Genomic DNA, 20,710 nt, shown 5'->3' on the forward strand with positions numbered 1-20,710 from the left:
AGTGATCAAGCAAGAAGGCCGTTTCGCACCACAAGCCGTTTGTGCGTTTGTGAGGGGAAGCCCCACAGATTGGCTTGCTCAAACACCATGAAATTGGCGGCCGATCCAATTTGGAAAGGTGCGTCTTGTGCATCACCGGTTAGCCAGTCTGTGCGGCAAATGCTTTGCGTGGCATCGTCAAACACTTGCGGTAATTGAGCTGCCAGAGCGCCCGTGCTCAGTGCCTCTAAGGGGTCGTAACTGCCAAAGGTACAGAAGGGGTCTTGGACGTTGTCGCTGGCCACCATGACGGGTATGTGGCGTGCGCGGGCCTCTTGCACCAAGGTCAGGCCACGCTTGGTTGGCGTTTTGCCTGTCACGGCATCTTGCAGCAGCAGGTTGGTCAGCGGCAGTGTGACCAAGCTCATGTTGACTTTGGCCACTTCGTCGAGTGTGCGCAAGGCCAGTAAGCTGTCTTGTGCAGACAGCGCACAGGTATGGCCGCACACCACATGCCCTTCAAAGCCAATGTCGCGCATGATTTCGGTTGCGCGCAATAAACCTTGGGCCGCAGGGTTCAGTTCTTCGTCCATGTGCAGGTCGACATTCAAACCTTCTGCTTGGGCAGCGGCAAACAGATTTTTCAAGGCTTGCAAATCCCAGTTGCTGGTGTGCACAAAACCACCCAGCAATGCACCGGGCCCGCTGGCGGCCACTTGCTTGGCCAAGCTTCGCGCTTGGGCTGCATCGGCATACAAATGCAAGGGGATGAGGCTCACGCGTTCGATGGCGATCTTGCCCTTCCAGTCAGAGGCCAAATCACGCAGAACTTGCCAAGCGATGGGTTTTGCCTTGGGCTCCCACCAATCGCAGTGCGTGCGCAAGTGTTGGACGCCCGCCTCAAAGGACCACGTGAGGCCTTGATTGGCACGTTGGTAAACATCTTCAGGCGTCCAGTGCGCGCGGTCGCTCATCATGGCCTGAATGGCGCCTAGCAAACCTGGGGTGATGTCGCCCATTCTGCTTTTGGTCAATGTTTTGTCGAGGTGCGTGTGGGCATCGACCATGAGTGGCAGGGTGAGTGCGCCTTGGATGTCCCAGATGGGCAAGGCCAATGGATTGGCGGAAGCTGCTTCAATTTTCTCGAGCTTTCCGTTCACCACGGCGATGTCCACCAACTGGTCGGTCGAGTGCGTGTTCAGCCATTGGGGCAATCGAGCACCTTTGAGTAAAAAAGAAGAGGTAGCGGGATGGGGTGTCATGCGAATGTCGCCATGGCTTGACTCACCTTGGCTTTGAATTGAGAGAGGGAGGAAGGGGTGGCCACGTTCATGTGATAGTGCGCGTGATAGTCCACACGGCTGCCACCACCTGTCAGCAGTTTCAAATACCGGGTGATGATTTTTCTGGGAGGATCGCCCATGTACCAAGCCGTCCAGCGGGGTCTGCCATAGGTCACCACAGCGGATATGCGCTTGATGTGGGTCAGGGATGGCTTGACGTTTTGGGGGTCGCTTAAGTCAAAGGCCACACCGGGCATCAGCACACGGTCGAAGTAGCCCTTGAGCATGGCAGGCAAGCCAAAGCACCAAGTTGGAAAGCAAAACACCAAAGCTTCTGCGTTGCGCAATCTGTCAACGTAGGTTTGCACTGGCTTTTCGTTGTCGGGTACTTCGTGATAACCCAGTCGCTCTTCGCGGCTCATGACGGGGTTGAAATTTTCTGCGTAGAGGTCGCAATCGTCGACTTCGTGTCCCGCCAACTTGAGTTGAGTCACAACTTCTGCGTGAAGGGCTGCGTTGTAGCTCGATTCAACAGGGTGACAAAAAATGACCAGAACGCGCATGACTGAAAGTGCCTCTAGAGACGGATGTGGACATCTGAAGATGCAGATGCGCTCACGTTTCAATCATTGCAAGCCGCGTGCCATGTTCAATTTCAAGGAGTGTGCAGCGCTGTTTCAATAAAAGACAGGAAAGAGGTGGTTCGCACAATTCTGGCGCACCCTTGTGAGGCATGCATCCAGCTTTGGTGCAGACATGCACACTTTAGGATTTCCAGAAGCCTTCATGAACTTGGCTGGCATCGTGGATCAAGGCAGGGCCAATGCATTCAATGGGATGAGAGGAGGCGTTGAAGACATCTCTGCAAGACAGTTCAGCGTCTTTTTGTTCAAGCAGTTCACCTCTGAAAATGCGGAGCCTCTCTGCATCAATGCCGTAGATGACGCGCTGAATGCCCGACCAAAAAATAGCGCCTGCGCACATCACACAAGGCTCTGCCGATGAGTACAGCGTCGCTTCTGCCAAGACGGACCTGGCATGTTTGGGGCTGAGCATTCGAACGGCAGTCGTTTCTGCATGGCCTGTGCAGTCACCTGTTTCGGTGGTGTTGCAGAAGGCTTCTGCCAACAACTCGCCCTGCTTGGAGATGACCACCGCACCAAACGGCCGGTTGCCTCTGGCTCGTGCGACTGCAGACATGCGAATGGCATCGCGCAAATAGGTGGCGTCAGTGTCTGACAATTTCATTTCTGTGGGGTATTGGGACATGGCACACTCCTTAGATCGATGCCTTGTGATGCACACGACGTGCCAACTGCTTGGCCCAGGATTTGCAGGACAATTTGCAGAGGAGCTCTTTCATGCTGGTCACACAACAAGCTATTTTTCGAAAATATTGGCACGCCGTGATGCCGCTGTCTGAACTTGCTTCAGGCCCGAAACCCTTTACCTTGTTAGGCGAGAAGATCGTTCTATTTCTGGATGCCCAGGGCCAACCTGCTGCACTCGCTGACCGATGCTGCCACCGCACCGCTAAACTCAGCAAAGGTCAGTGCAAAAATGGCAACCTTGAATGTGCTTACCATGGATGGCAGTACAACAGCGTAGGCAAAGTGGTCGTCATCCCTCAGTACGCAGCCGATCGCGAAATTCCATCTGACTATCGAACCCAAGCATTTCATTGTGTGGCGCGCTACGGCTATGCATGGGTTGCCTTGGAAGACCCCATTGCCGACATATTTGAAGTTCCTGAATTTGACAACCCTCAGTACAGGACCATTTTTCAGTTTTATGAAACCTGGGCCACCAGTCCCGTCAGGGCTTTGGAAAATTCATTCGACAACGCGCATTTCAGTTTTGTTCACAAAGCCACCTTTGGCGTGGCTGCAAGCCCTAAGCCCAGCAAATACGAATTGCATGAATCAGAAATTGGTTTTGAAGCGGAGACTGTCATCGAGGCGGTCAATCCAGAGAAGTTTCAGCGCATCAGTGGTGTTCAGGATCCCATCACCACAAGGCACATGCGCAACGCCTACTATTTGCCTTTTTCAAGGCGCTTGGACATTGAATACCCCAGCGGCATCCGTCACATCATCATCAATTGTTTTACTCCCATTGACGATGGCCACATTCAACTGTGTCAATGGCTGTTTCGAAACGATACAGAAGCCGATTGTCCTGCCGAGATGCTCATTCACTTCGATGAAGTGATCACGCGTGAGGACAAAGACATCTTGGAGTCTACGGATCACGATGCCGTGGTTGACATGCGTCGGCGTGGCGTGGAGTTTTCCATGGATTCAGACCGCCCCGGTATCTTGATTCGCAAGAAATTGATGGAACTGCTGGCCAAGCATGGCGAAGTAGAAGTCCATCGTTGAATTTTGAATCAGCCCAAAGCAGACAAGAACTGCACCAACTCTGGGGTTTGGGGATTGCCAAACAATTCAGCGGGCGTGCCACTTTCATGCACGCGCCCTTGGTGCATGAAGATCACGCGATCGGCCACTTTGCGCGCAAAGTTCATTTCGTGCGTCACCATCAGAAGGGTCATGCCTTCTTCTGCCAAGCTTTCCACCACCAGCAACACTTCGCCAACCAATTCGGGGTCCAGTGCCGATGTGATTTCATCGCACAGCAAAATTTGAGGTTCCATGGCCAATGCTCTGGCAATGGCCACCCGTTGTTGTTGCCCACCCGAGAGCTGATCGGGCCATGCGTCGAACTTCTCTGCCAGGCCCACGCGGTCTAAAAGTTGGCGGGCTTTGGATTCAGCTGAGGTTTTGTCTTGTTGCTTCACCAAGCCGGGGGCCAGCATGATGTTTTGCCCCACCTTCAAATGCGGGAACAAATTGAAGCTTTGGAAAATCATGCCGACTTTTTGGCGGAGTGCCCGCATCGCGTTGGCGTCATGGTGCAAAAGCGCCTGTCGGTCCACAGTGAGGGTGCCTGCTTGAAAAGTTTCCAAACCATTGATGCAACGAAGCAATGTGCTTTTGCCCGAACCACTTTTGCCAATGATGGCAATGACTTCACCCGCCTGCACTTGGAGGTCAATGCCTTTGAGGACTTCGTTGTCGCCAAAGCTTTTGCGCAGCCCTTGAATGGCGAGCAGGGGTTCATGCATGTCCACGTTGGACCTTTCGTTCAAGATGTTTGGCAAAGTAAGACACGGGGTAGCACAGTGCGAAATACAACAAGGCCACGCAGCTGTAGACCAAGAAGGGTTTGAAGGTGGCGTTGGTGATCATGGTGCCCGCTTTGGTGAGCTCAATGAAACCAATCACCGACGCCAAGGCGGTGCCTTTGATCACTTGAACCAAAAAGCCCACCGTGGGTGGAATGGCAATTTTGAAAGCCTGCGGCAAGATCACATAGCGCAATTGCTCCATAAAGCTCAAGGCCAAACTTTGGCTGGCTTCCCACTGTCCTTTGGGAATGGCTTCAACGCAGCCGCGCCAAATTTCTGCCAAAAAGGCGCTACTGTACAAGGTGAGGGCAACACCGGCGGCCAACCACGGAGAAGTTTCGATGCCAATCAAGGCCATGCCAAAGTAAGCCAAAAACAATTGCATCAGCAAAGGTGTGCCTTGGAACAATTGAACGTAAACATTGACAAAGACCCTTGCCCATTTGAAATGCGACAAACGTGCAATCAAGAGCATCAATCCCATCAAGCCGCCACCTGCAAAAGCGATCAGTGACAAAACCACTGTCCAACGCAAAGCTAAAAGCAAGTTTCTGAAGATGTCCCAAAGAGAAAAATCAACCATGTCTTTTCCTCTTCAGCGACCAAAAAGAAAACGCGGGCCCAACCAATTGAGCAATCGGCGCAGTGCCACGGCTAGCGTCAAATAGGTGAGCGTGGCAATGATGAAGGCTTCAAAGGCTCTGAAGTTGCGGCTTTGAATGAGGTTGGCCGCATGGCTCAATTCTTCTGTGGATATTTGACCGCACACCGCAGAGCCCAACATCACAATGATAATTTGACTTACCAAGGCAGGCCAGACCTTGCGCAGCGCAGGCGGCAACACCACGTGCGTGAAAATTTGGCCTGGCGTTAAGGCCAAACTCATGCCTGCTTCAATCTGCCCCTTGGGCGTGGCCTCAATGCCAGCGCGTATGATTTCAGTGGCATACGCGCTCAGGTTGATCACCATGGCAATGATCGACGCGGTTTCTGGCGACAGTCGCAAGCCCATCGCGGGCAGGCCAAAGTAAACGAAGAACAACTGAACGATGAAGGGCGTGTTGCGAATGAGCTCCACATATGTGCCAGCCAACACGCGCAGGGGCAGTGCCCCATGCACACGTGACCAAGCCAGCACGATGCCCAGTGCAAGACCGAGGAGGGTGGAAATGCTGGTGAGCCCGATGGTCCAGGCTACACCCTTCACCAACAGCGGCCATTCAATCAGGACGCTGATGAAATCCAGTTCAATGCGCATGAAGCATCAAAATGGCAGATCGCCAGCAGGGCGGCCCAACCACTTTTGCGACATCTTGTCGATGTCGCCAGCTTTGCGGCCTTGCGCAATGATCTCGTTCACTTTCAAGCGCAGCTTGTCTTCACCTTTGGCCACGCCAATGAAGTTGGGGGAGTCTTTGAGCAACAACTTGTACTCGGTGTTCAAGCCAGGATTCTTGGTCATGATGGTGCCGGCCACAGATGCGCCTGTGGCAATGACTTGCACTTGGCCTGAAATGAAGGAAGAGATGGTGGCGTTGTTGTCTTCGAAACGTTTGACATCAACACCGGATGGAACCACTTTGGCCAATTCTTGATCTTCCATGGCGCCACGTGTGACGCCCACTGATTTGCCCACCAAGTCGTTGAAGCTCTTGATGCTTAAGCTTTTAGAAGCAAAGACGGCTTGGAAGAAAGGCGAGTAGGCCGCTGTGAAATCGATCACTTTTTCGCGATCTGGGTTCTTGCCCAAAGTGGAAATAACCAAGTCGGCTTTTTTGGTTTGCAGGTAAGGAATGCGGTTGGCACTGATCACGGGAATCAATTCAACTTTGACGCCCATTTTTTGGCCAATGTAGTTGGCCATGTCGATGTCCAAGCCTTGAGGTTGCAGGTCAATGCCCACAAAGCCGTAGGGCGGGTAGTCGGTGGGGATGGCAATCTTGATGACTTTGGCTTTGAGCACATCGTCTAATGCGGTTTGGGCTTGTGCTGTGGCACCGGTCAGGGCCAAGCCGGCCAACAGCGCAAGGGTGAGACGGCGCTTGGCCAAAAAGTTGAATTGCATGAAACATCTCCAAGTGAAGTAAAACTTAATTGGAGGAGGTTGCAAGACCTGTGCCGCCCAAAGAAGGTATTGAAGGGGCATTTTGAAAGGGCCATGCACCAAATTCAATCAGTCAAACCCTTAGATCGGATCTGGCTGCCCTTTTTTGGGGATTTGTTTGGATTTTTAAGCCGTGTTTGAGGATACCCAAAATCCCATGCTATAATCTACAGCTTCGCGGCTGTAGCTCAGCTGGATAGAGTACTTGGCTACGAACCAAGGGGTCGTGGGTTCGATTCCTGCCAGCCGCACCAGAATTTCGATTCTAGAACACAGCTTAGAGGCTTACGCCCCTAGGCTGTTTTTCTTTGTGCATCCCATTTTCACCTTTCATTTTCGTTTTCTTTTTCGAAAGCCATGAGCAAAGCATTCACGCGCGAAACCGATGCGGATTCAGATGATGGGGAAGATCCCAGCCTGCCGCCATTGCCAGCCGGAAGCCGCAACTACATGACCCCCCAGGGGTATGCCACTTTGCGCGCAGAGTTGTTCAGCTTGCTAGACGAAGAGCGCCCCAAAATTGTCGACATCGTGCATTGGGCCGCCAGCAATGGTGACCGGTCCGAAAACGGCGATTACCTTTATGGCAAAAAACGTTTGCGCGAGATTGATCGGCGCATCCGTTTTCTAACCAAGCGTCTGGAAATTGCCGAGGTCACCGATCCCAGTGCGCACCATGGCAAAGACCAGGTGTTTTTCGGTGCCACTGTCACTTACGCCGAAGAGCGTGGCGACGAACGCACGGTCACCATCCTCGGCATCGACGAAGCTGACAGTCTCAAAGGCGAGGTGAGTTGGGTGTCCCCCATTGCGCGCACCTTGCTGAAGTCACGCACGGGCGATGTCTTGCAATTGGTCACCCCGCAAGGGGTGCGCGAAATTGAAGTGTTGGAAGTCGCGTATCCCAAGCCAAGTGCTTGAGTTCAAAAAATCAAGCCTCCCCCGAAAGTCAGAGGGTTTTTTATGCGTCGGGTGCGCTTTGACCGCGAGCTCGGTGCGTGATGCGCTCAGCATTCAATACAGCAGGTGTGCGCTTCAAATTGCGCAGCACAGTTTCCAAATGGCTCAAGTCGCGCACTGAAATCACAAAAGTGTTTTCGGCTGCATCTTGCGCACTGGCTTGTCCCATTTCAACATGAATGATGTCGACCTCGGAGTTGGCCAATGTGCCTGCCACCCGCGCCAATACACCCTTGGTGTTGACCACGGTGACGCTGATGCTGGTTTCGAAATTGCGCAAGGGCTCGTCTGACCACTCAACACCAATGAAGCGTTCGCTGTCTTTCTGTTGAAGTTTTTGGCCCACACTGCAATCGGCTGTGTGCACCGCCAAACCTTCACCGCGGCCCAGGTAGCCAATGATTTTGTCGCCAGGCAAGGGGTGGCAGCAGCGCGCATAAACCACCGAGGCGTTTTCGGTGCCGTCGAGCATGATGGCACCTTGAGACACGGTCTCGTGCGCCATGAAGCGCTCACGCGTCATCAATAATGGATCGGGCTTTTCGCCCATTTCGGACAGCAAGGCCGCCATGCGTTTGGCCACAATGCTGGCAATGCGTTTGCCCAAGCCCACATCGACCAACAAATCGCTGCGGTTTTTGTTGCCGGTGAAGCGCAACAATTTTTCCCACAAGCCTTGATAGCGAGACGGATCGTCTGGCATCTTCTCAATGCCTTCTGCACGCAAAGCTTGAGTGAGAAGTTTGAGACCCAAGTCCATGGACTCGCTGTTGGCCATGGTTTTAAGGTGATGGCGAATTCGTGAGCGCGCACGGCCAGTGCGCACAAAGCCAAGCCACGATGGATTGGGCGAGGACACAGGGGCCGTCATCACCTCAACGACGTCACCGTTTTTCAACTCAGTGCGCAAGGGCACTTGTTGGTTGTTGATCTTGGCGGCGACCAAGTGGTCACCGATATTGCTGTGGATCATGTACGCAAAATCAACCACAGTGGCGCCACGCGGCAAGGACATGATTTGGCTCTTGGGCGTGAACACGTAAACAGCATCTGGGAACAAGTCCACTTTGACGTGATCCCAAAACTCGGAGGCATCGCGTGTTTCTTTTTGGATGTCCAGCAGTGACTGCAGCCACTGCGTGCCCAAGCGTTCAGATGCACCGTCGTTAGAGCCTTTGTCTTTGTAGAGCCAATGCGCAGCAACACCCGATTCGGCCACCACGTTCATGGCTTCTGTGCGCATTTGAAATTCAACGTTGACACCCGAGGGGCCCACCAAGGTGGTGTGCAAAGACTGATAACCGTTGACTTTGCCAATGGCGATGTGATCTTTGAATCGGCCAGGCACGGGCTTGTACATTTGGTGCAAGATGCCCAAGGCAGTGTAGCAATCAATGACCGAAGGCACGATCAAGCGAAAGCCATAAATGTCGGTCACTTGTGCAAAGCTAAGGTGCTTGCCATCCATTTTTTTGTAAATGGAATACAGCGTTTTTTCTCGTCCTGAAATTTGAACGTCCATGCCTGCTTGAGAAAACGTGGACTCGAGCTCGCCTTGAACTTTTTGAATCAGGTCGCGCCGGCGGTTGCGTGCTTTGGCAACGGCTTTGGCCAAGACGTTGTAGCGCCAAGGCATTGAGTACCGGAACGACAAATCTTGAAGTTCACGATAGGTTTGGTTCAGGCCCAAGCGGTGCGCAATCGGCGCATAAATTTCCAAAGTTTCAGAAGATATGCGACCCCACTTTTCGCGCGGCATGTCGGACATGGTGCGCATGTTGTGCGTGCGATCGGCCAGCTTGATGAGGATGACACGGACATCGCGCGCCATGGCCAGCAGCATTTTTCGGAAGGACTCAGCCTGGTTTTCCTCGCGGGTGTTGAACTCCAGCTTGTCCAACTTGGTCAGCCCGTCCACCAATTCGGCCACGGAGGAACCAAATTTTTCAATCAGATCGGCTTTGGTGACGCCGCAGTCTTCCATCACGTCGTGCATCAGCGCTGCCATCAAGGCTTGCGCATCGAGTTTCCACTCGGTGCACTGCGTGGCCACTGCAATAGGGTGCGTGATGTAGGGCTCGCCGTTTTTGCGCAGTTGGCCTAAATGTGCTTCGTCGGCAAACCGATAGGCTTTTCGGACCAGTTCAATGTCGGCAGCTGACAGGTAGCCTAGCTGGGCCACCAAGGCTGCAAAACTTGCGGCCGCCGCGTTGGCTGCGCTGGCGGAGGGCATGCCCGCTTGAATGTTGTGTGCGTTGTCGCGCTTTCCGGGTATTGAAGTACTACCGGAACTGTTAAAAATAGAAGAAAAAGCTGCGCGCATGGCTCAAATGTAACGCGAGAGGGCCGTCTTCAGAAAGCCTGAGGACTTGCCCTCACAAATTTGCGAATTTCAGGCGTGAAAAAGCCCCAGGTTTTGAAACTTTGGGGCTGATGGTGCCAAACCAGAACGGTTTGGCTGGGTGTAGAAATTAGTTTACTTTTTTGAGCATTTCCAAACCAACTTTGCCGGCTGCAATTTCGCGCAGGGCCGTGACGCCTGGCTTGTTTTTGCTCTCGACGCGGGGGGTGTGGCCTTGGCTCAGCATGCGAGCACGGTAAGTGGCCGCCAATACCAATTGGAAACGGTTAGGGATCTGTTCCAAGCAATCTTCAACAGTGATGCGGGCCATGACGGTCTCCGGTAAGTAATTCAGGTGATATGGAGGGATTCGAAAGTTTCGGCACGGGCCCGGCGCTGGGCAATGTACTTGAGGCGCTGGGCGTGCACGATGGCCTTGAGGTCAAACAGGGCGCGATCGAAAACTTCGTTGATTATAACGAAATCAAATTCTTTGACCTGGGCCAGCTCAATGGCCGCATTTTGCAGGCGCAATTCGATGGTTTCCGTGCTGTCCTCGCCTCGGCGCTCCAGGCGGCTGCGCAATTCTTCCCAGCTGGGGGGCAGAATGAAGATGAGGATGGCATTGGCGTACATCTTTTGGATTTGGATGGCGCCTTGGTAGTCAATCTCCAAAATGACGTCGGAGCCTTGTGCCATGCGCTCTTCCAGCATTTTCTTGGAGGTGCCATAGCGGTGGCTGTGCACGTTGGCCCATTCCACAAAGGCGTCGGCGGCCACCATGGCATCAAACTCTTGCTGAGAGACAAAAAAGTACTCTCGGCCGTGCTTTTCTTGGCCTCTTGGCGCGCGGGTGGTGTGCGACACCGAGGGCAAGACGCGGGTGTCAAGCTCCATCAGGGCCTTGACCAGGCTGGACTTGCCCGCACCACTGGGGGCAGCTACGACGTAGAGGTTTCCAGGATATTCCATGGCAAGGAGTGTAGTCAACTTATTCGATGTTTTGCACCTGCTCACGCATTTGCTCAATCAAGACTTTCATGTCGACGGAGATTTTGGTGAGCTCGAGGGCCGCCGACTTGGAGCCCAAGGTGTTGGCTTCGCGGTGGAGTTCTTGGATGAGGAAATCAAGGCGTTTGCCAATGTCGCCGCCTTTTTTGACGAGGCGGCTGATTTCGTCCAAGTGGGATGCCAGTCGGGTGAGCTCCTCGGCCACATCGATGCGAATGGCAAAAGCCGTGGCTTCCGTCAAAGCGCGGTCTTTGGCAACGTCGGACGACACATTGCCATCCGACAAAGCCATGGCCTCGTTCCAGCGGTCAATGAAACGCTGGCGCTGTTGCTCAACCAATTGTGGCAACAGGGGCGCTGCTTGTTCTGCCAGCGTGCGCAGTTGGCCAATGCGGTCTTGCAGCATCTCAGCCAAGCGGGCGCCTTCACGGGCGCGGGCATCTTTGAGGGCTTTGACCGCTTGTGTGGCCAAAGGCATGAGGTCGGCGTCTTGAAGACCCGCACCTGATTTTTCGTGCGAGGCCAACTTGATGACATCGGAAACACTCAGGTCGCGCGCTTTGGGCAGCCAGCTTTGAATTTTGTTTTGCAGACCCACCAGTTTTTGCAAGGTGCCAATGGAGGGGTCGGCCAGGTCATTGTCTTGGGTGCTGTGATAGACCGCACGCACTTCCACTTTGCCGCGCTTGATGTGTTGTGTGATGTGCTCACGCAAAGCCGGTTCGGTATGACGCAGCTCGTCGGGCAGTCGAAAGCTGAGGTCTAGAAAGCGGCTGTTCACGGAACGTATCTCAAGACCGAAACGCACAGCTGCCGTGGCCGCTGTGTCGGTGCCGCTCTCTGAAGCGGGCGTGCTGGATTGCACGCTGGCGTATCCGGTCATACTGTAAACTGGCATGAATTCTTTCTAGGATGCGGCAGACAAAGGGCTGCGGTTCAGTCGGCGATTATCTCAAACTAATCTTGAATGTCGATCTAACGCGTTCATTCAAACATTCAACCAGCGATCACATCCATGACCACTCTCAATTCTTCCAACTTTCAACGCGCCCATGATCGCAAGCAAGATCAATTGCGCAAGGTCCAAATCACGCGGGGCTACACCGTTCATGCCGAAGGCTCTGTGTTGATCGAATTTGGCGACACACGCGTGTTGTGCACGGCTTCGGTTGAAGAAAAAGTACCAGGTCACAAAAAAGGCAGTGGTGAAGGTTGGGTGACGGCTGAATACGGCATGTTGCCGCGCGCCACACACACACGCGGTGACCGCGAAGCAGCACGCGGTAAACAAAGTGGCCGCACACAAGAAATTCAACGCCTCATTGGCCGTTCCATGCGCGCCGTGTTTGATCTGAAAAAACTGGGTGAGCGCACCATCCATTTGGATTGCGATGTACTGCAAGCCGATGGCGGCACTCGCACAGCCAGTATCACGGGTGCGTTTGTGGCCGCCCAAGACGCCGTCGATTGGCTCATGCACCAAGGCAAGCTCACAGAGTCTCCCATCATTGATTCGGTCGCGGCCATTTCGGTGGGCTTGAAAGACGGCACACCTTTGCTGGATTTGGATTACACCGAAGACTCATCATGCGATACCGACATGAACGTGGTCATGACCGGTGCTGGCAACTTTGTAGAAGTGCAGGGCACCGCCGAAGGTGTGGCCTTTACACGCAAAGAAATGGACAGCTTGTTGGCCCTGGCTGAGAAGGGCATTGCCGAGTTGGTGCAATTGCAAAAGCAATCACGTCAAACACACGTTCACGCAGGCGCTTGATGTCATGAAAATGGTTTTGGCTTCCAACAACGCAGGCAAATTGAACGAACTGCAAAGCATGTTCAGCGTGCTGAATGTGCAGTTGGTGCGTCAGTCTGAGTTGAACATTTCGGAAGCGCCAGAGCCTTACAAAACCTTTGTTGAAAATGCCTTGACCAAAGCACGCCATGCCTCTGCACAAAGTGGTCTGCCGGCTGTGGCAGACGATGCAGGTTTGTGCATTGATGCATTTGGTGGCTTGCCAGGTGTAGACACCGCTTACTACTGCACGCAGTTTGGTTATGAGAAATCGGATGCCAACAACGTGCGCGCTGTAATTGAGCAAATGGCGCAGGTCGATAACCGCCGTGCAGCCATGGTGAGCACCCTGGTCGCACTGCGCAGTGCCGAAGATCCTGAGCCTTTGATTGCAGTGGGGCGGGTGGTGGTTGAGATTGCGCGCGAACCCGTCGGTACCAATGGCTTTGGCTTTGATCCTATTTTGTGGTTGCCAGAGTTTGGCCAAACGTTTGCACAGTTGCCTGAAGAAGTGAAGAATGCCAACAGCCATCGGGGCCGCTCGTCACAGGCCATGGTGGCATTGATGCGTGAACGCTGGGGCCTCTAAAGCATGAGCCATCCTTTTGATGTGGTGCATGCCATGCGGCCTGGCTTGTTGCAATTGCAGGCCTTGCCACCGCTCTCGCTGTATGTGCATCTGCCGTGGTGCATCAAGAAATGTCCGTATTGTGATTTCAATTCGCACGAGTGGCGCGACAACGCGCAGGGCATGCCAGAGCAACGCTACATCGATGCGCTGCTGGCCGACTTAGAAGCCAGCTTGCCGCTGATTTGGGGCCGTCCTGTTCACAGCATCTTCATTGGCGGCGGCACACCCAGTTTGTTTGAGCCTGCCAGCATCGATCGATTGATCAGTGGTATTCGTGCGCGCTTGCCTTTGGAGGCCGAAGCAGAAATTACCATGGAGGCCAACCCTGGCACGTTTGAGAAAGATCGCTTTAAGGCGTTTCGTGCTGCAGGTGTGACGCGCTTGTCCATTGGTGTGCAAAGTTTCAACGACGCACATTTGAAAGCGCTGGGCCGTGTGCACAACAGCGATCAGGCCATGGCGGCTGTGGCCGAAGCACAGAGTGCCTTTGAAACTTTCAATCTGGATGTGATGTATGCACTGCCGGGACAAAGCTTGGCCGATTTGACGCAAGACATTCAAACCGCTTTGAGCTTCAAGCCGCCGCACATTTCCATCTACCACCTCACCATCGAACCTAACACGATGTTTGCCAAACATCCCCCGGTCTTACCTGAGGATGACGATGCTTACGCGATGATGGATTTGATCACCGACATGACGGGCGCAGCGGGCTTGCAGCGCTACGAAGTGTCGGCCTATGCCAAGCCAGGACACCGCTGCTGGCACAACCTGAACTACTGGCAGTTTGGGGATTACTTGGGCATTGGTGCTGGCGCGCACAGCAAGCTCAGTTTTGCGCACCGCGTGATGCGCTATGTGCGTTACCGTGAGCCGCAGTTGTACCTTGTGCAAGCCCTGCAAGGTGCGCCGGTGACACAGTACGCAGAAGTGGCTCGCGAAGAGTTACCGTTTGAATACATGCTCAATGCGCTGCGCTTGAAAGAGGGCTTTAGTTTGGCCGACTACATGGCACGCACGGGACTGGCCATGACGTCCATTCAACAAGGTTTGGCCAAGGCCGAAGCCAAGCAACTCATTGCCAGGGACTTGAATCGGGTTTGGCCCACAGAACGAGGCTTTGATTTTTTAAGCGATCTGCAAGCTTTGTTTTTGGCAGATCGCTAGACAGTTCAGATGAACGGTGCAAATGAGCAGCGCCAATGTGCAGCACATCAGCGCTGAGTTTGAATTAAGCAGTTGCCATGACTGAGTTCATCTTTTTGCCGAAGTCACCAAACATGGCGATGGTTTTTTCGGTGGGGATGAGGTACTTGGCGCGCTTGTCTTCAGGCTGATTGAAAGTCATCAGCAAATCTTTTTGGCGCAAACGTGTGATGCGTTTGTGCAAAGTTGCAGGTGAACCCAAGTGCGCCAAGCCGATGGCTTCGCGAACCGTCATGGTTCTATTTTCAAACCAACGCAGTGCCACTTCTTCAAGCAAAGCTTTTTCGTTGGCGTCTAACTGCGGCGCGTCAGGCAATTGCTGAAGGCCACGCGCTAGCTGCAAAAATCGCAGATAGGCGTTGGCGGTTGTGGTGCTCTTCATGGTCATACTTTGATTCTAATCCTCGCATCTGAGAAATAGTAGCAAAGTGTCCATTCTTTGTGAATTAGATTCATGCGCCGTTAAGTAATTCCCACAATCTAAAAGGAGTTAGCGGCATTTGTAGATTTTGTGATTTTTGTGAATTTCCATTGCGTGCCAACGCATCTGCAATCGCATTCACCACGCAAGGTGTTGCACCAATGGTTCCCAATTCGCCAACCCCTTTGACGCCAAGCACGTTGTTGGTGCTGGGCACTGTTTGGTTGGTAAATGTATGGAACATTTGCGGCATGATGTCTGCACGCGGTGCGGCATAGTCCATCAAACTTCCAGTCACCAACTGACCACTTTCTGAGTCGTAGACCAAGCCTTCTAACAAGGCTTGTCCCATGCCTTGAACGGCGCCGCCATCCAATTGGCCTTCCACAATCATCGGGTTGACGATGCGGCCCACATCGTTCATGGAGGTGTAAGACACCACGAACGATTCGCCAGTGGCGGGGTTCACTTCAACTTCGCAAATGTGGCAGCCGTTGGGCCATGTGGGTCCGCTGGCGGTGGTGCTGGATTGCAACTCAATTCGGCCTTCGGGTTGGCGCTTCGCCAAATCGGCCAGGCTGATGTTCAAGTCGGTGCCCTTCACGCTGAAACGGCCACTTTCATAGGCCAAATCGGCAGGCGATGCTTCTAGCGCTTGACCTGCCAAATCTCGCGCTTTGTCCAATGTTTTTTCTGCGCCGACACGCATCGCTGAACCGCCTGTGAACAGTGAGCGGGAGCCGGCACTTCCAAAGCCATTGGCGCGGTCTGTGTCGCCTAAGATGACGCGAACCTTCGAGATGTCGACACCAAAAACATCCACCACCAATTGGGCCAAGGAGGTGGCGATGCCTTGACCCATGGCGTTGACTGCCGAGGCCACTTCAATGGTGCCGTCGGCCAAAATTTGCACTTGCACGTTTTCTTCCAAGGCATTGCCACCCGTCCACTCCAAGAAAGTGGCAATGCCCAAGCCGCGCCACAGGCCTTTGGCTTTGGAGGCCGCTTCGCGTTGTGCAAAGCCTGCCCAGTCGGCTTTTTCCATAGCCTGGTCCATGATCATTTCAAACGCACCGGTGTCATACACCTGACCCATGGGGTTCTTGTAGGGCATTTGCGATGGTTGAATGAAGTTGCGGCGGCGCAATTGCACGCGGTCAATGCCGCTGACGCGAGCGGCTTCGTCGATCAAACGCTCGATGTTGTAAATAGCTTCAGGGCGACCTGCGCCACGGTAAGCGCCCGTACTGGCGGTGTTGGTCATCACGCCGGTGAAGTGGTAGTCGATGGTTTGAATGTCGTAGACGCTGCTCTGCACCCAAGGGCCGATCATCATTTGGATGGCCAAGCCGGTCATGGTGGGATAGGCCCCCACGTTGGCCAAAGTTTCAATGCGAAGACCTAAAATTTTGCCGTCCGCGGCCAATGCCAAGGCGGCTTGAGTTTGAATGTCACGGCCATGTGAGCTGCTGAGAAACTCTTCGCTGCGGTCGGCGATCCATTTGACGGGCCGTTGAAGCGAGTGGGCGCAATATGCGGTGACCACATCTTCGGCGTATGCGCCAGTTTTCATGCCAAAACCGCCACCGACATCGCCCACGATGACGCGAATTTTTTCCTTGTCGATGCCAAGCAGGTCAGAAACTGTATTGCGAACGCCTGTTGGCATTTGGCTGCTCATGCGGATGTGCAAGCGGCCTTGGTCTGGGTAGGCCAAAACACTGCGAGGTTCGATGGACAGGGCTGCCACGCGTTGATTCACGATATTCAGGTGCACCACGTGGGCGGCTTGGTCAAAGGCCGCCTGGGTGGCTTGTGCGTCGCCATATCGGGTTTCGGCAACACGGTTGTCGGGTGCTTCTGTCAAAAGAGGCGCGGTGGGGGCCAACGCATCGCTCAGGGTGGTGACGCTTGGCAAGGCATCGAATTCAATCTCGATGACCTCGATGGCGTTGCGAGCTTGTTCTTCTGATGTTGCAACCACGGCCACAATGGGCTCGCCCACAAAACGCACGGTCTGGGTGGCCAAAATATGACGGGTGGTTGACGAAAGTGGGCTGCCGTCTGCCCGCTTGAAATTCATGGGGCGAGCCAATGGTTTGATGCCAGCAGCCAACAGGTCTTGCCCGCTGTAAACCGCCAAAACGCCCGGCATGCCTTTTGCTGCTTGGGTGTCTAAACGGGTGATGTTGGCGTGGGGGTAGGGCGAGCGCAAAAAGACCAAATGGGATTGGTTGGGCAGGCTGACGTCGTTGGCATACACCCCGGCACCTAGCAGCAATTGCTGATCTTCAAGTCGTTGGACGGCCTTGCCGCTGCCAAAGCGGGCGATTTCTTGTTCTGAAGAGAGGTGGGGGGTGGGGTGGTTCACAAACAGGTACTCCTTGCGCTGCAGTGTAGCTTTGAAGCCGCACTTTTGCAGCTAGGGGAATTCAGGACATCGGCCAAGTTGCCCCAAGCCAAACTCTTGAGTAGGATGAAACCCAATCTATGAAGTGAGGTCCTGTATGGACAATTTTTTGTTGTTGGTTTTGTGCGTGCTGTTCATCTTGCTCGCTGGTTTTTTGATTTTTTACTTTCAGACGCAACAAAACTTCAAAGAAATTACAGAAAAACTCGAGGAAATACAGCACCCCCATACCGGTCCCCGTTCTTCAGAGTCTCTCAAGCATGATCTGGCCGTTCAGCACGATGTGCTGGTGTTGTTGGAAGCTGAGATTTCGAAAAACAAACGAGAATCTTTGACCGAGGCAGAGTTGCAAAGCTTTGATGTGGCGCGCCACAAAATCAAAGCGTGCATTGCAGGCTTGAAGGCCAATGGCGATTGGATCGGATTACCCTACGAATATGAGTGGGTTGAAATGCTGGAACGCCTGCCCAACGTGTTGAGTTTGTATCGAAAGGCTGAGGCCGAAAAGCAGGCAAGGGAGTTGGCTGCGAATGCAGGAACCGACGCAGGCAACAACTCAGGCAACAACGCGGGCAGTTAAAATCAAAGGCTTAGTCAATTGACCCTTTATTTTTGACCTGAATCAATTCTGAATGGTCTTGTTCTGCGATGATTCAGCCACATGCTCAGTGTTTCCAATCTTTCCTGCTCAAAGGGTGACAAACGGCTGTTTTCAGGCGTTTCATTCACCCTCCAACCCGGCCAGTGGCTGCACCTCGAAGGTGACAATGGGGTTGGTAAAACCAGCCTGCTGCGTTTGGCATGCGGCCTGAGTGCCCTTGAAGAGGGCGAAATCTCTTGGAATCACCAGCCTGTGGTTCAAAATCCAGAGGCTTTTCGTGCCGATTTGGCTTATTTGGGTCACCAATTGGCCCTTAAAGAAGATCTGACCCCCATGGAAAACCTGCGCGCCGATGCGGCCGTCGCAGGCCGCCCCCTCAAGCCTGAGGATGCCTTGAAAGCCCTGGCGCAGTTGGGCTTGCGCGGCAGAGAGCATTTGCCTGTGCGGGTGTTGTCACAAGGTCAAAAAAGGCGTACGGCGCTGGCACGCTTGCTGGTCAGTTCTGCCAAGCTGTGGATCTTGGATGAACCTTTTGTGGCCTTGGACGCCGCTGCTCAGAACGCGTTGACGCAGGTCATCAACAGCCATTTGGCCCATCAGGGTCTGGTGTTATTCACCAGCCACCAGGCCGTGAGCTTGGGCGGCGTGGGCTTTAGCTACAGGTTGACGGCATGAGCGCCTTTGTTGCCATCGTTCGACGCGATCTCACCTTGGCCCTTCGGCGCAAGAACGAAGTCATCACCTCCGTGTTTTTCTTTGTGGTGGTGGCCGCTTTGTTCCCACTGGGAATTGGTCCCGAAATGAACACTTTGCGCTTGGTGGCGCCTGGCATTTTGTGGGTGGGTGCGCTGTTGGCCAGCATGCTGTCTCTGGGGCGCATGTTTGCCGCCGACCATGCCGATGGCACGCTGGAGCAAATGGCCCTGTCGCCCAACAGTTTGTCGATGTTGGTGGCCGCTAAAATTTTGGCGCATTGGTTGCTGTCGGGACTGCCGCTGGTGCTGTTGGCGCCTGTTTTGGGTTTGCAATTTGACTTGTCGGCCAATGCCCTTTGGATTTTGACGCTCAGCTTGTTGTTGGGGACGCCCATTTTGTCGCTCATCGGAGCCATTGGCGCTGCGCTCACGCTGGGTGTTCGCGGTGGCGATGTGTTGTTGTCTCTGTTGGTCTTGCCTTTGTATGTGCCTGCCTTGGTATTTGGTGCAGGTGCTGTTCAAGCTGAGATCAGTGGTTTGGGTGCTTCAGCGCACTTGTCCATCTTGGCGGCCATGGCTCTAGTGGCCGCTGTGTTCTGCCCCTGGGCCAGCGCAGCATCACTTCGAATTGCACTTGAATCATAAGAATGGGTTAACCCAATGATGCAAAAACTTTTTCATTACGCTTCGCCTCAAAACTTCTATCCGCTAGCGGGAAAGTTGTGGCCAGTGTTTGCTTTGTTGGCCACGGGTTTAACGGTGTGGGGTTTGTGGCTGGGCATGTTTGTGGCGCCTACTGATTTTCAACAAGGTGAGGGCTATCGAATCATCTTTGTGCATGTGCCCGCGTCATGGATGTCCATGGTGATTTACTTGGCCATGGCTTTTTGGGCATTGTTGGGTTTGACTTTCAACACCCGCTTGTCCGGCATGATGGGCCGCGCACTCGCGCCCACAGGCGCCATCTTTGCATTTTTGTCGCTGTGGACTGGCGCGCTTTGGGGCAAACCCATGTGGGGTGCCTGGTGGGTTTGGGACGCTCGCTTGACGTCTGAGTTGATTTTGTTCTTTTTGTATCTGGGCTACATCGCCTTAACCAGTGCCATTGACGATCCGCGCCGTGCAGACAAAGCAGGCGGTATCTTGGCTTTGGTAGGGGCTCTCAATGTGCCCGTGATTTATTTTTCTGTGAAGTGGTGGAATACGCTTCATCAGGGTGCTTCTGTGTCACTGACCAAAGGCTCCAGCATGGCGCAAATCATGTTGGAAGCCATGTTGATCATGGGTGTTGCATTTTGGATGTACGCCATTGCCATGGCTTTGTACCGTGTCCGAAGCATCATCTTGATTCGGGAGCGTCATGCGCAGTGGGTGGCCGATTTGCCTGAAGTCAAAGCCAAGGCCATGGAGGCGCAATCATGATTTGGAACAGTTGGTCAGACTTTTGGGCCATGGGTGGCTATGGCGTGTATGTCTGGGGAAGTTTTGGCGTGACCGCAGCGCTCATCCTCATTGAGATGTGGTGGGTTCAGCAGGCACGCGCCAAGGCGCTGTCGCAAGTGGCACAAGAGCTGGCTGCTGCACAAACGCAAGGAAAGGATTGGCAGAGATGAAACCGCGGCATCAACGATTTTTGCTCATCACTGCGGCTGTCGCAGCGTTGGCCATCGCAGGCATGTTTGTCTTGAATGCATTTCAAAGCAATTTGGTGTTCTTCTTCACGCCAACCCAAGTGTCTCAAGGAGAGGCACCCCAAGGCCGAGCCTTTCGAGTGGGCGGCATGGTGAAGGAAGGCAGTTTGAAAAAAGATGGCGAAAACGTGCAGTTTGTGGTGACCGATTTTGCGCACGATGTGCCTGTGTCCTACAAAGGTTTGTTGCCCGATTTGTTCAAAGAAGGCAAGGGCGTCGTGGCGCAAGGTAAATTGTCGGACGACAAGCAATTCACGGCCTCTGAGGTCTTGGCCAAGCACGATGAGAACTACATGCCGCCTGAAGCCAAACATGCTTTGGACAAAGCTGCAGCTGCGAAAGCAGCAGAATCCGTTAAACCCTGAATTTGAAGACTTCACATGAAGCTGTTC

At 53.7% G+C, this 20,710-nt stretch carries 24 protein-coding genes and 1 tRNA gene; 12 read left to right on the forward strand and 13 right to left on the reverse strand.

What is annotated here, in order from left to right; all coding sequences use genetic code 11:
* Window positions 1-5: 5 nt before the first annotated feature.
* The 3 genes from L103DPR2_RS05495 to L103DPR2_RS05505 form a co-directional block, all read right to left on the reverse strand.
* Window positions 6-1,241 carry an amidohydrolase family protein gene (locus tag L103DPR2_RS05495; RefSeq protein ID WP_055360109.1) on the reverse strand — a complete coding sequence of 412 codons (1,236 nt, stop codon included), beginning with the start codon at window positions 1,239-1,241 and terminating at the stop codon, window positions 6-8.
* Window positions 1,238-1,825, reverse strand: a complete 588-nt coding sequence (locus L103DPR2_RS05500) for an NAD(P)H-dependent oxidoreductase (protein WP_055360110.1) — start codon at window positions 1,823-1,825, stop codon at window positions 1,238-1,240. Before L103DPR2_RS05500 ends, L103DPR2_RS05495 begins: the two co-directional genes overlap by 4 nt.
* Window positions 1,826-2,027: 202 nt before the next feature.
* Window positions 2,028-2,531: a nucleoside deaminase gene (locus L103DPR2_RS05505; RefSeq protein ID WP_055360111.1), complete on the reverse strand. Its 504-nt coding sequence runs from the start codon at window positions 2,529-2,531 to the stop codon at window positions 2,028-2,030.
* Window positions 2,532-2,623: 92 nt separating this feature from the next.
* Here L103DPR2_RS05505 and L103DPR2_RS05510 point away from each other — a divergent pair, with 92 nt between their 5' ends.
* Window positions 2,624-3,643 (forward strand): aromatic ring-hydroxylating dioxygenase subunit alpha, encoded by a 1,020-nt coding sequence (locus L103DPR2_RS05510; RefSeq protein ID WP_055360112.1) that lies wholly within the window; start codon window positions 2,624-2,626, stop codon window positions 3,641-3,643.
* Window positions 3,644-3,651: 8 nt separating this feature from the next.
* On the opposite strand, the gene L103DPR2_RS05515 is transcribed toward L103DPR2_RS05510, so the two are convergent.
* From L103DPR2_RS05515 to L103DPR2_RS05530, 4 genes are read right to left on the reverse strand one after another with little or no spacing between them, the layout of a single operon-like run.
* Window positions 3,652-4,389 (reverse strand): amino acid ABC transporter ATP-binding protein, encoded by a 738-nt coding sequence (locus L103DPR2_RS05515; RefSeq protein ID WP_055360113.1) that lies wholly within the window; start codon window positions 4,387-4,389, stop codon window positions 3,652-3,654.
* Window positions 4,382-5,035 carry an amino acid ABC transporter permease gene (locus tag L103DPR2_RS05520; protein WP_055360114.1) on the reverse strand — a complete coding sequence of 218 codons (654 nt, stop codon included), beginning with the start codon at window positions 5,033-5,035 and terminating at the stop codon, window positions 4,382-4,384. The genes L103DPR2_RS05515 and L103DPR2_RS05520 overlap by 8 nt, the downstream gene beginning before the upstream one ends.
* A gap of 12 nt (window positions 5,036-5,047) precedes the next feature.
* On the reverse strand, window positions 5,048-5,710 hold the full coding sequence (locus L103DPR2_RS05525; protein ID WP_055360115.1) for an amino acid ABC transporter permease: 663 nt from the start codon (window positions 5,708-5,710) through the stop codon (window positions 5,048-5,050).
* A 6-nt stretch (window positions 5,711-5,716) separates the two neighbouring features.
* A complete protein-coding gene (locus L103DPR2_RS05530; protein ID WP_055361879.1) occupies window positions 5,717-6,517 on the reverse strand; it encodes a transporter substrate-binding domain-containing protein in 801 nt (266 codons plus the stop codon).
* Between the two features lie 216 nt (window positions 6,518-6,733).
* On the opposite strand from L103DPR2_RS05530, the gene L103DPR2_RS05535 reads away from it, so the two are divergent.
* Window positions 6,734-6,810, forward strand: a tRNA-Arg gene (locus L103DPR2_RS05535).
* Window positions 6,811-6,913: 103 nt separating this feature from the next.
* Complete coding sequence (gene greB / locus L103DPR2_RS05540) at window positions 6,914-7,477, forward strand: transcription elongation factor GreB (RefSeq protein WP_055360116.1); 564 nt, start codon at window positions 6,914-6,916, stop codon at window positions 7,475-7,477.
* A gap of 40 nt (window positions 7,478-7,517) precedes the next feature.
* On the opposite strand, the gene L103DPR2_RS05545 is transcribed toward greB, so the two are convergent.
* The 4 genes from L103DPR2_RS05545 to L103DPR2_RS05560 all read right to left on the reverse strand — a co-directional run bounded on the left by L103DPR2_RS05545 (window position 7,518) and on the right by L103DPR2_RS05560 (window position 11,766).
* Window positions 7,518-9,749 carry a RelA/SpoT family protein gene (locus L103DPR2_RS05545; protein WP_055360117.1) on the reverse strand — a complete coding sequence of 744 codons (2,232 nt, stop codon included), beginning with the start codon at window positions 9,747-9,749 and terminating at the stop codon, window positions 7,518-7,520.
* A 238-nt stretch (window positions 9,750-9,987) separates the two neighbouring features.
* Window positions 9,988-10,188 carry a DNA-directed RNA polymerase subunit omega gene (gene rpoZ, locus L103DPR2_RS05550; protein WP_055360118.1) on the reverse strand — a complete coding sequence of 67 codons (201 nt, stop codon included), beginning with the start codon at window positions 10,186-10,188 and terminating at the stop codon, window positions 9,988-9,990.
* Between the two features lie 20 nt (window positions 10,189-10,208).
* Complete coding sequence (gene gmk / locus L103DPR2_RS05555) at window positions 10,209-10,829, reverse strand: guanylate kinase (RefSeq protein ID WP_055360119.1); 621 nt, start codon at window positions 10,827-10,829, stop codon at window positions 10,209-10,211.
* Window positions 10,830-10,848: 19 nt separating this feature from the next.
* A complete protein-coding gene (locus L103DPR2_RS05560) occupies window positions 10,849-11,766 on the reverse strand; it encodes a YicC/YloC family endoribonuclease (protein WP_082466734.1) in 918 nt (305 codons plus the stop codon).
* Window positions 11,767-11,883: 117 nt separating this feature from the next.
* Between L103DPR2_RS05560 and rph the strand changes: the two genes are divergently transcribed.
* From rph to hemW, 3 genes are read left to right on the forward strand one after another with little or no spacing between them, the layout of a single operon-like run.
* On the forward strand, window positions 11,884-12,645 hold the full coding sequence (gene rph / locus L103DPR2_RS05565) for a ribonuclease PH (RefSeq protein WP_055360121.1): 762 nt from the start codon (window positions 11,884-11,886) through the stop codon (window positions 12,643-12,645).
* A 4-nt stretch (window positions 12,646-12,649) separates the two neighbouring features.
* Complete coding sequence (gene rdgB, locus L103DPR2_RS05570; RefSeq protein ID WP_055360122.1) at window positions 12,650-13,252, forward strand: RdgB/HAM1 family non-canonical purine NTP pyrophosphatase; 603 nt, start codon at window positions 12,650-12,652, stop codon at window positions 13,250-13,252.
* Window positions 13,253-13,255: 3 nt separating this feature from the next.
* Entirely contained in the window at window positions 13,256-14,461 is a 1,206-nt protein-coding gene (hemW, locus tag L103DPR2_RS05575) for a radical SAM family heme chaperone HemW (RefSeq protein WP_055360123.1), read from the forward strand.
* Window positions 14,462-14,525: 64 nt separating this feature from the next.
* On the opposite strand, the gene L103DPR2_RS05580 is transcribed toward hemW, so the two are convergent.
* Both L103DPR2_RS05580 and L103DPR2_RS05585 read right to left on the reverse strand, forming a co-directional pair.
* Window positions 14,526-14,882 (reverse strand): hypothetical protein, encoded by a 357-nt coding sequence (locus L103DPR2_RS05580; protein ID WP_231717691.1) that lies wholly within the window; start codon window positions 14,880-14,882, stop codon window positions 14,526-14,528.
* 70 nt (window positions 14,883-14,952) lie between these two features.
* A complete protein-coding gene (locus L103DPR2_RS05585; RefSeq protein WP_055360125.1) occupies window positions 14,953-17,292 on the reverse strand; it encodes a xanthine dehydrogenase family protein molybdopterin-binding subunit in 2,340 nt (779 codons plus the stop codon).
* 136 nt (window positions 17,293-17,428) lie between these two features.
* Between L103DPR2_RS05585 and L103DPR2_RS05590 the strand changes: the two genes are divergently transcribed.
* The 6 genes from L103DPR2_RS05590 (at window position 17,429) to ccmE (ending at window position 20,683) form a co-directional block, all read left to right on the forward strand.
* Window positions 17,429-17,911, forward strand: coding sequence for a hypothetical protein (locus L103DPR2_RS05590; RefSeq protein ID WP_055360126.1), 483 nt, complete (start codon window positions 17,429-17,431; stop codon window positions 17,909-17,911).
* Between the two features lie 81 nt (window positions 17,912-17,992).
* Window positions 17,993-18,607: a cytochrome c biogenesis heme-transporting ATPase CcmA gene (gene ccmA, locus L103DPR2_RS05595; protein WP_055360127.1), complete on the forward strand. Its 615-nt coding sequence runs from the start codon at window positions 17,993-17,995 to the stop codon at window positions 18,605-18,607.
* Complete coding sequence (gene ccmB / locus L103DPR2_RS05600; protein WP_055360128.1) at window positions 18,604-19,272, forward strand: heme exporter protein CcmB; 669 nt, start codon at window positions 18,604-18,606, stop codon at window positions 19,270-19,272. Before ccmA ends, ccmB begins: the two co-directional genes overlap by 4 nt.
* An 18-nt stretch (window positions 19,273-19,290) precedes the next feature.
* Window positions 19,291-20,049 carry a heme ABC transporter permease CcmC gene (ccmC, locus tag L103DPR2_RS05605; RefSeq protein WP_055361880.1) on the forward strand — a complete coding sequence of 253 codons (759 nt, stop codon included), beginning with the start codon at window positions 19,291-19,293 and terminating at the stop codon, window positions 20,047-20,049.
* The gene (ccmD, locus tag L103DPR2_RS05610) at window positions 20,046-20,240 is read left to right on the forward strand and encodes a heme exporter protein CcmD (RefSeq protein ID WP_055360129.1); all 195 of its coding nucleotides are present in this window, start codon (window positions 20,046-20,048) and stop codon (window positions 20,238-20,240) included. The genes ccmC and ccmD overlap by 4 nt, the downstream gene beginning before the upstream one ends.
* On the forward strand, window positions 20,237-20,683 hold the full coding sequence (ccmE, locus tag L103DPR2_RS05615; protein ID WP_055360130.1) for a cytochrome c maturation protein CcmE: 447 nt from the start codon (window positions 20,237-20,239) through the stop codon (window positions 20,681-20,683). The genes ccmD and ccmE overlap by 4 nt, the downstream gene beginning before the upstream one ends.
* Window positions 20,684-20,710 lie beyond the last annotated feature (27 nt).

It is taken from the genome of Limnohabitans sp. 103DPR2, from assembly GCF_001412575.1.
In the GTDB taxonomy this organism is placed as follows: domain Bacteria; phylum Pseudomonadota; class Gammaproteobacteria; order Burkholderiales; family Burkholderiaceae_C; genus Limnohabitans_A.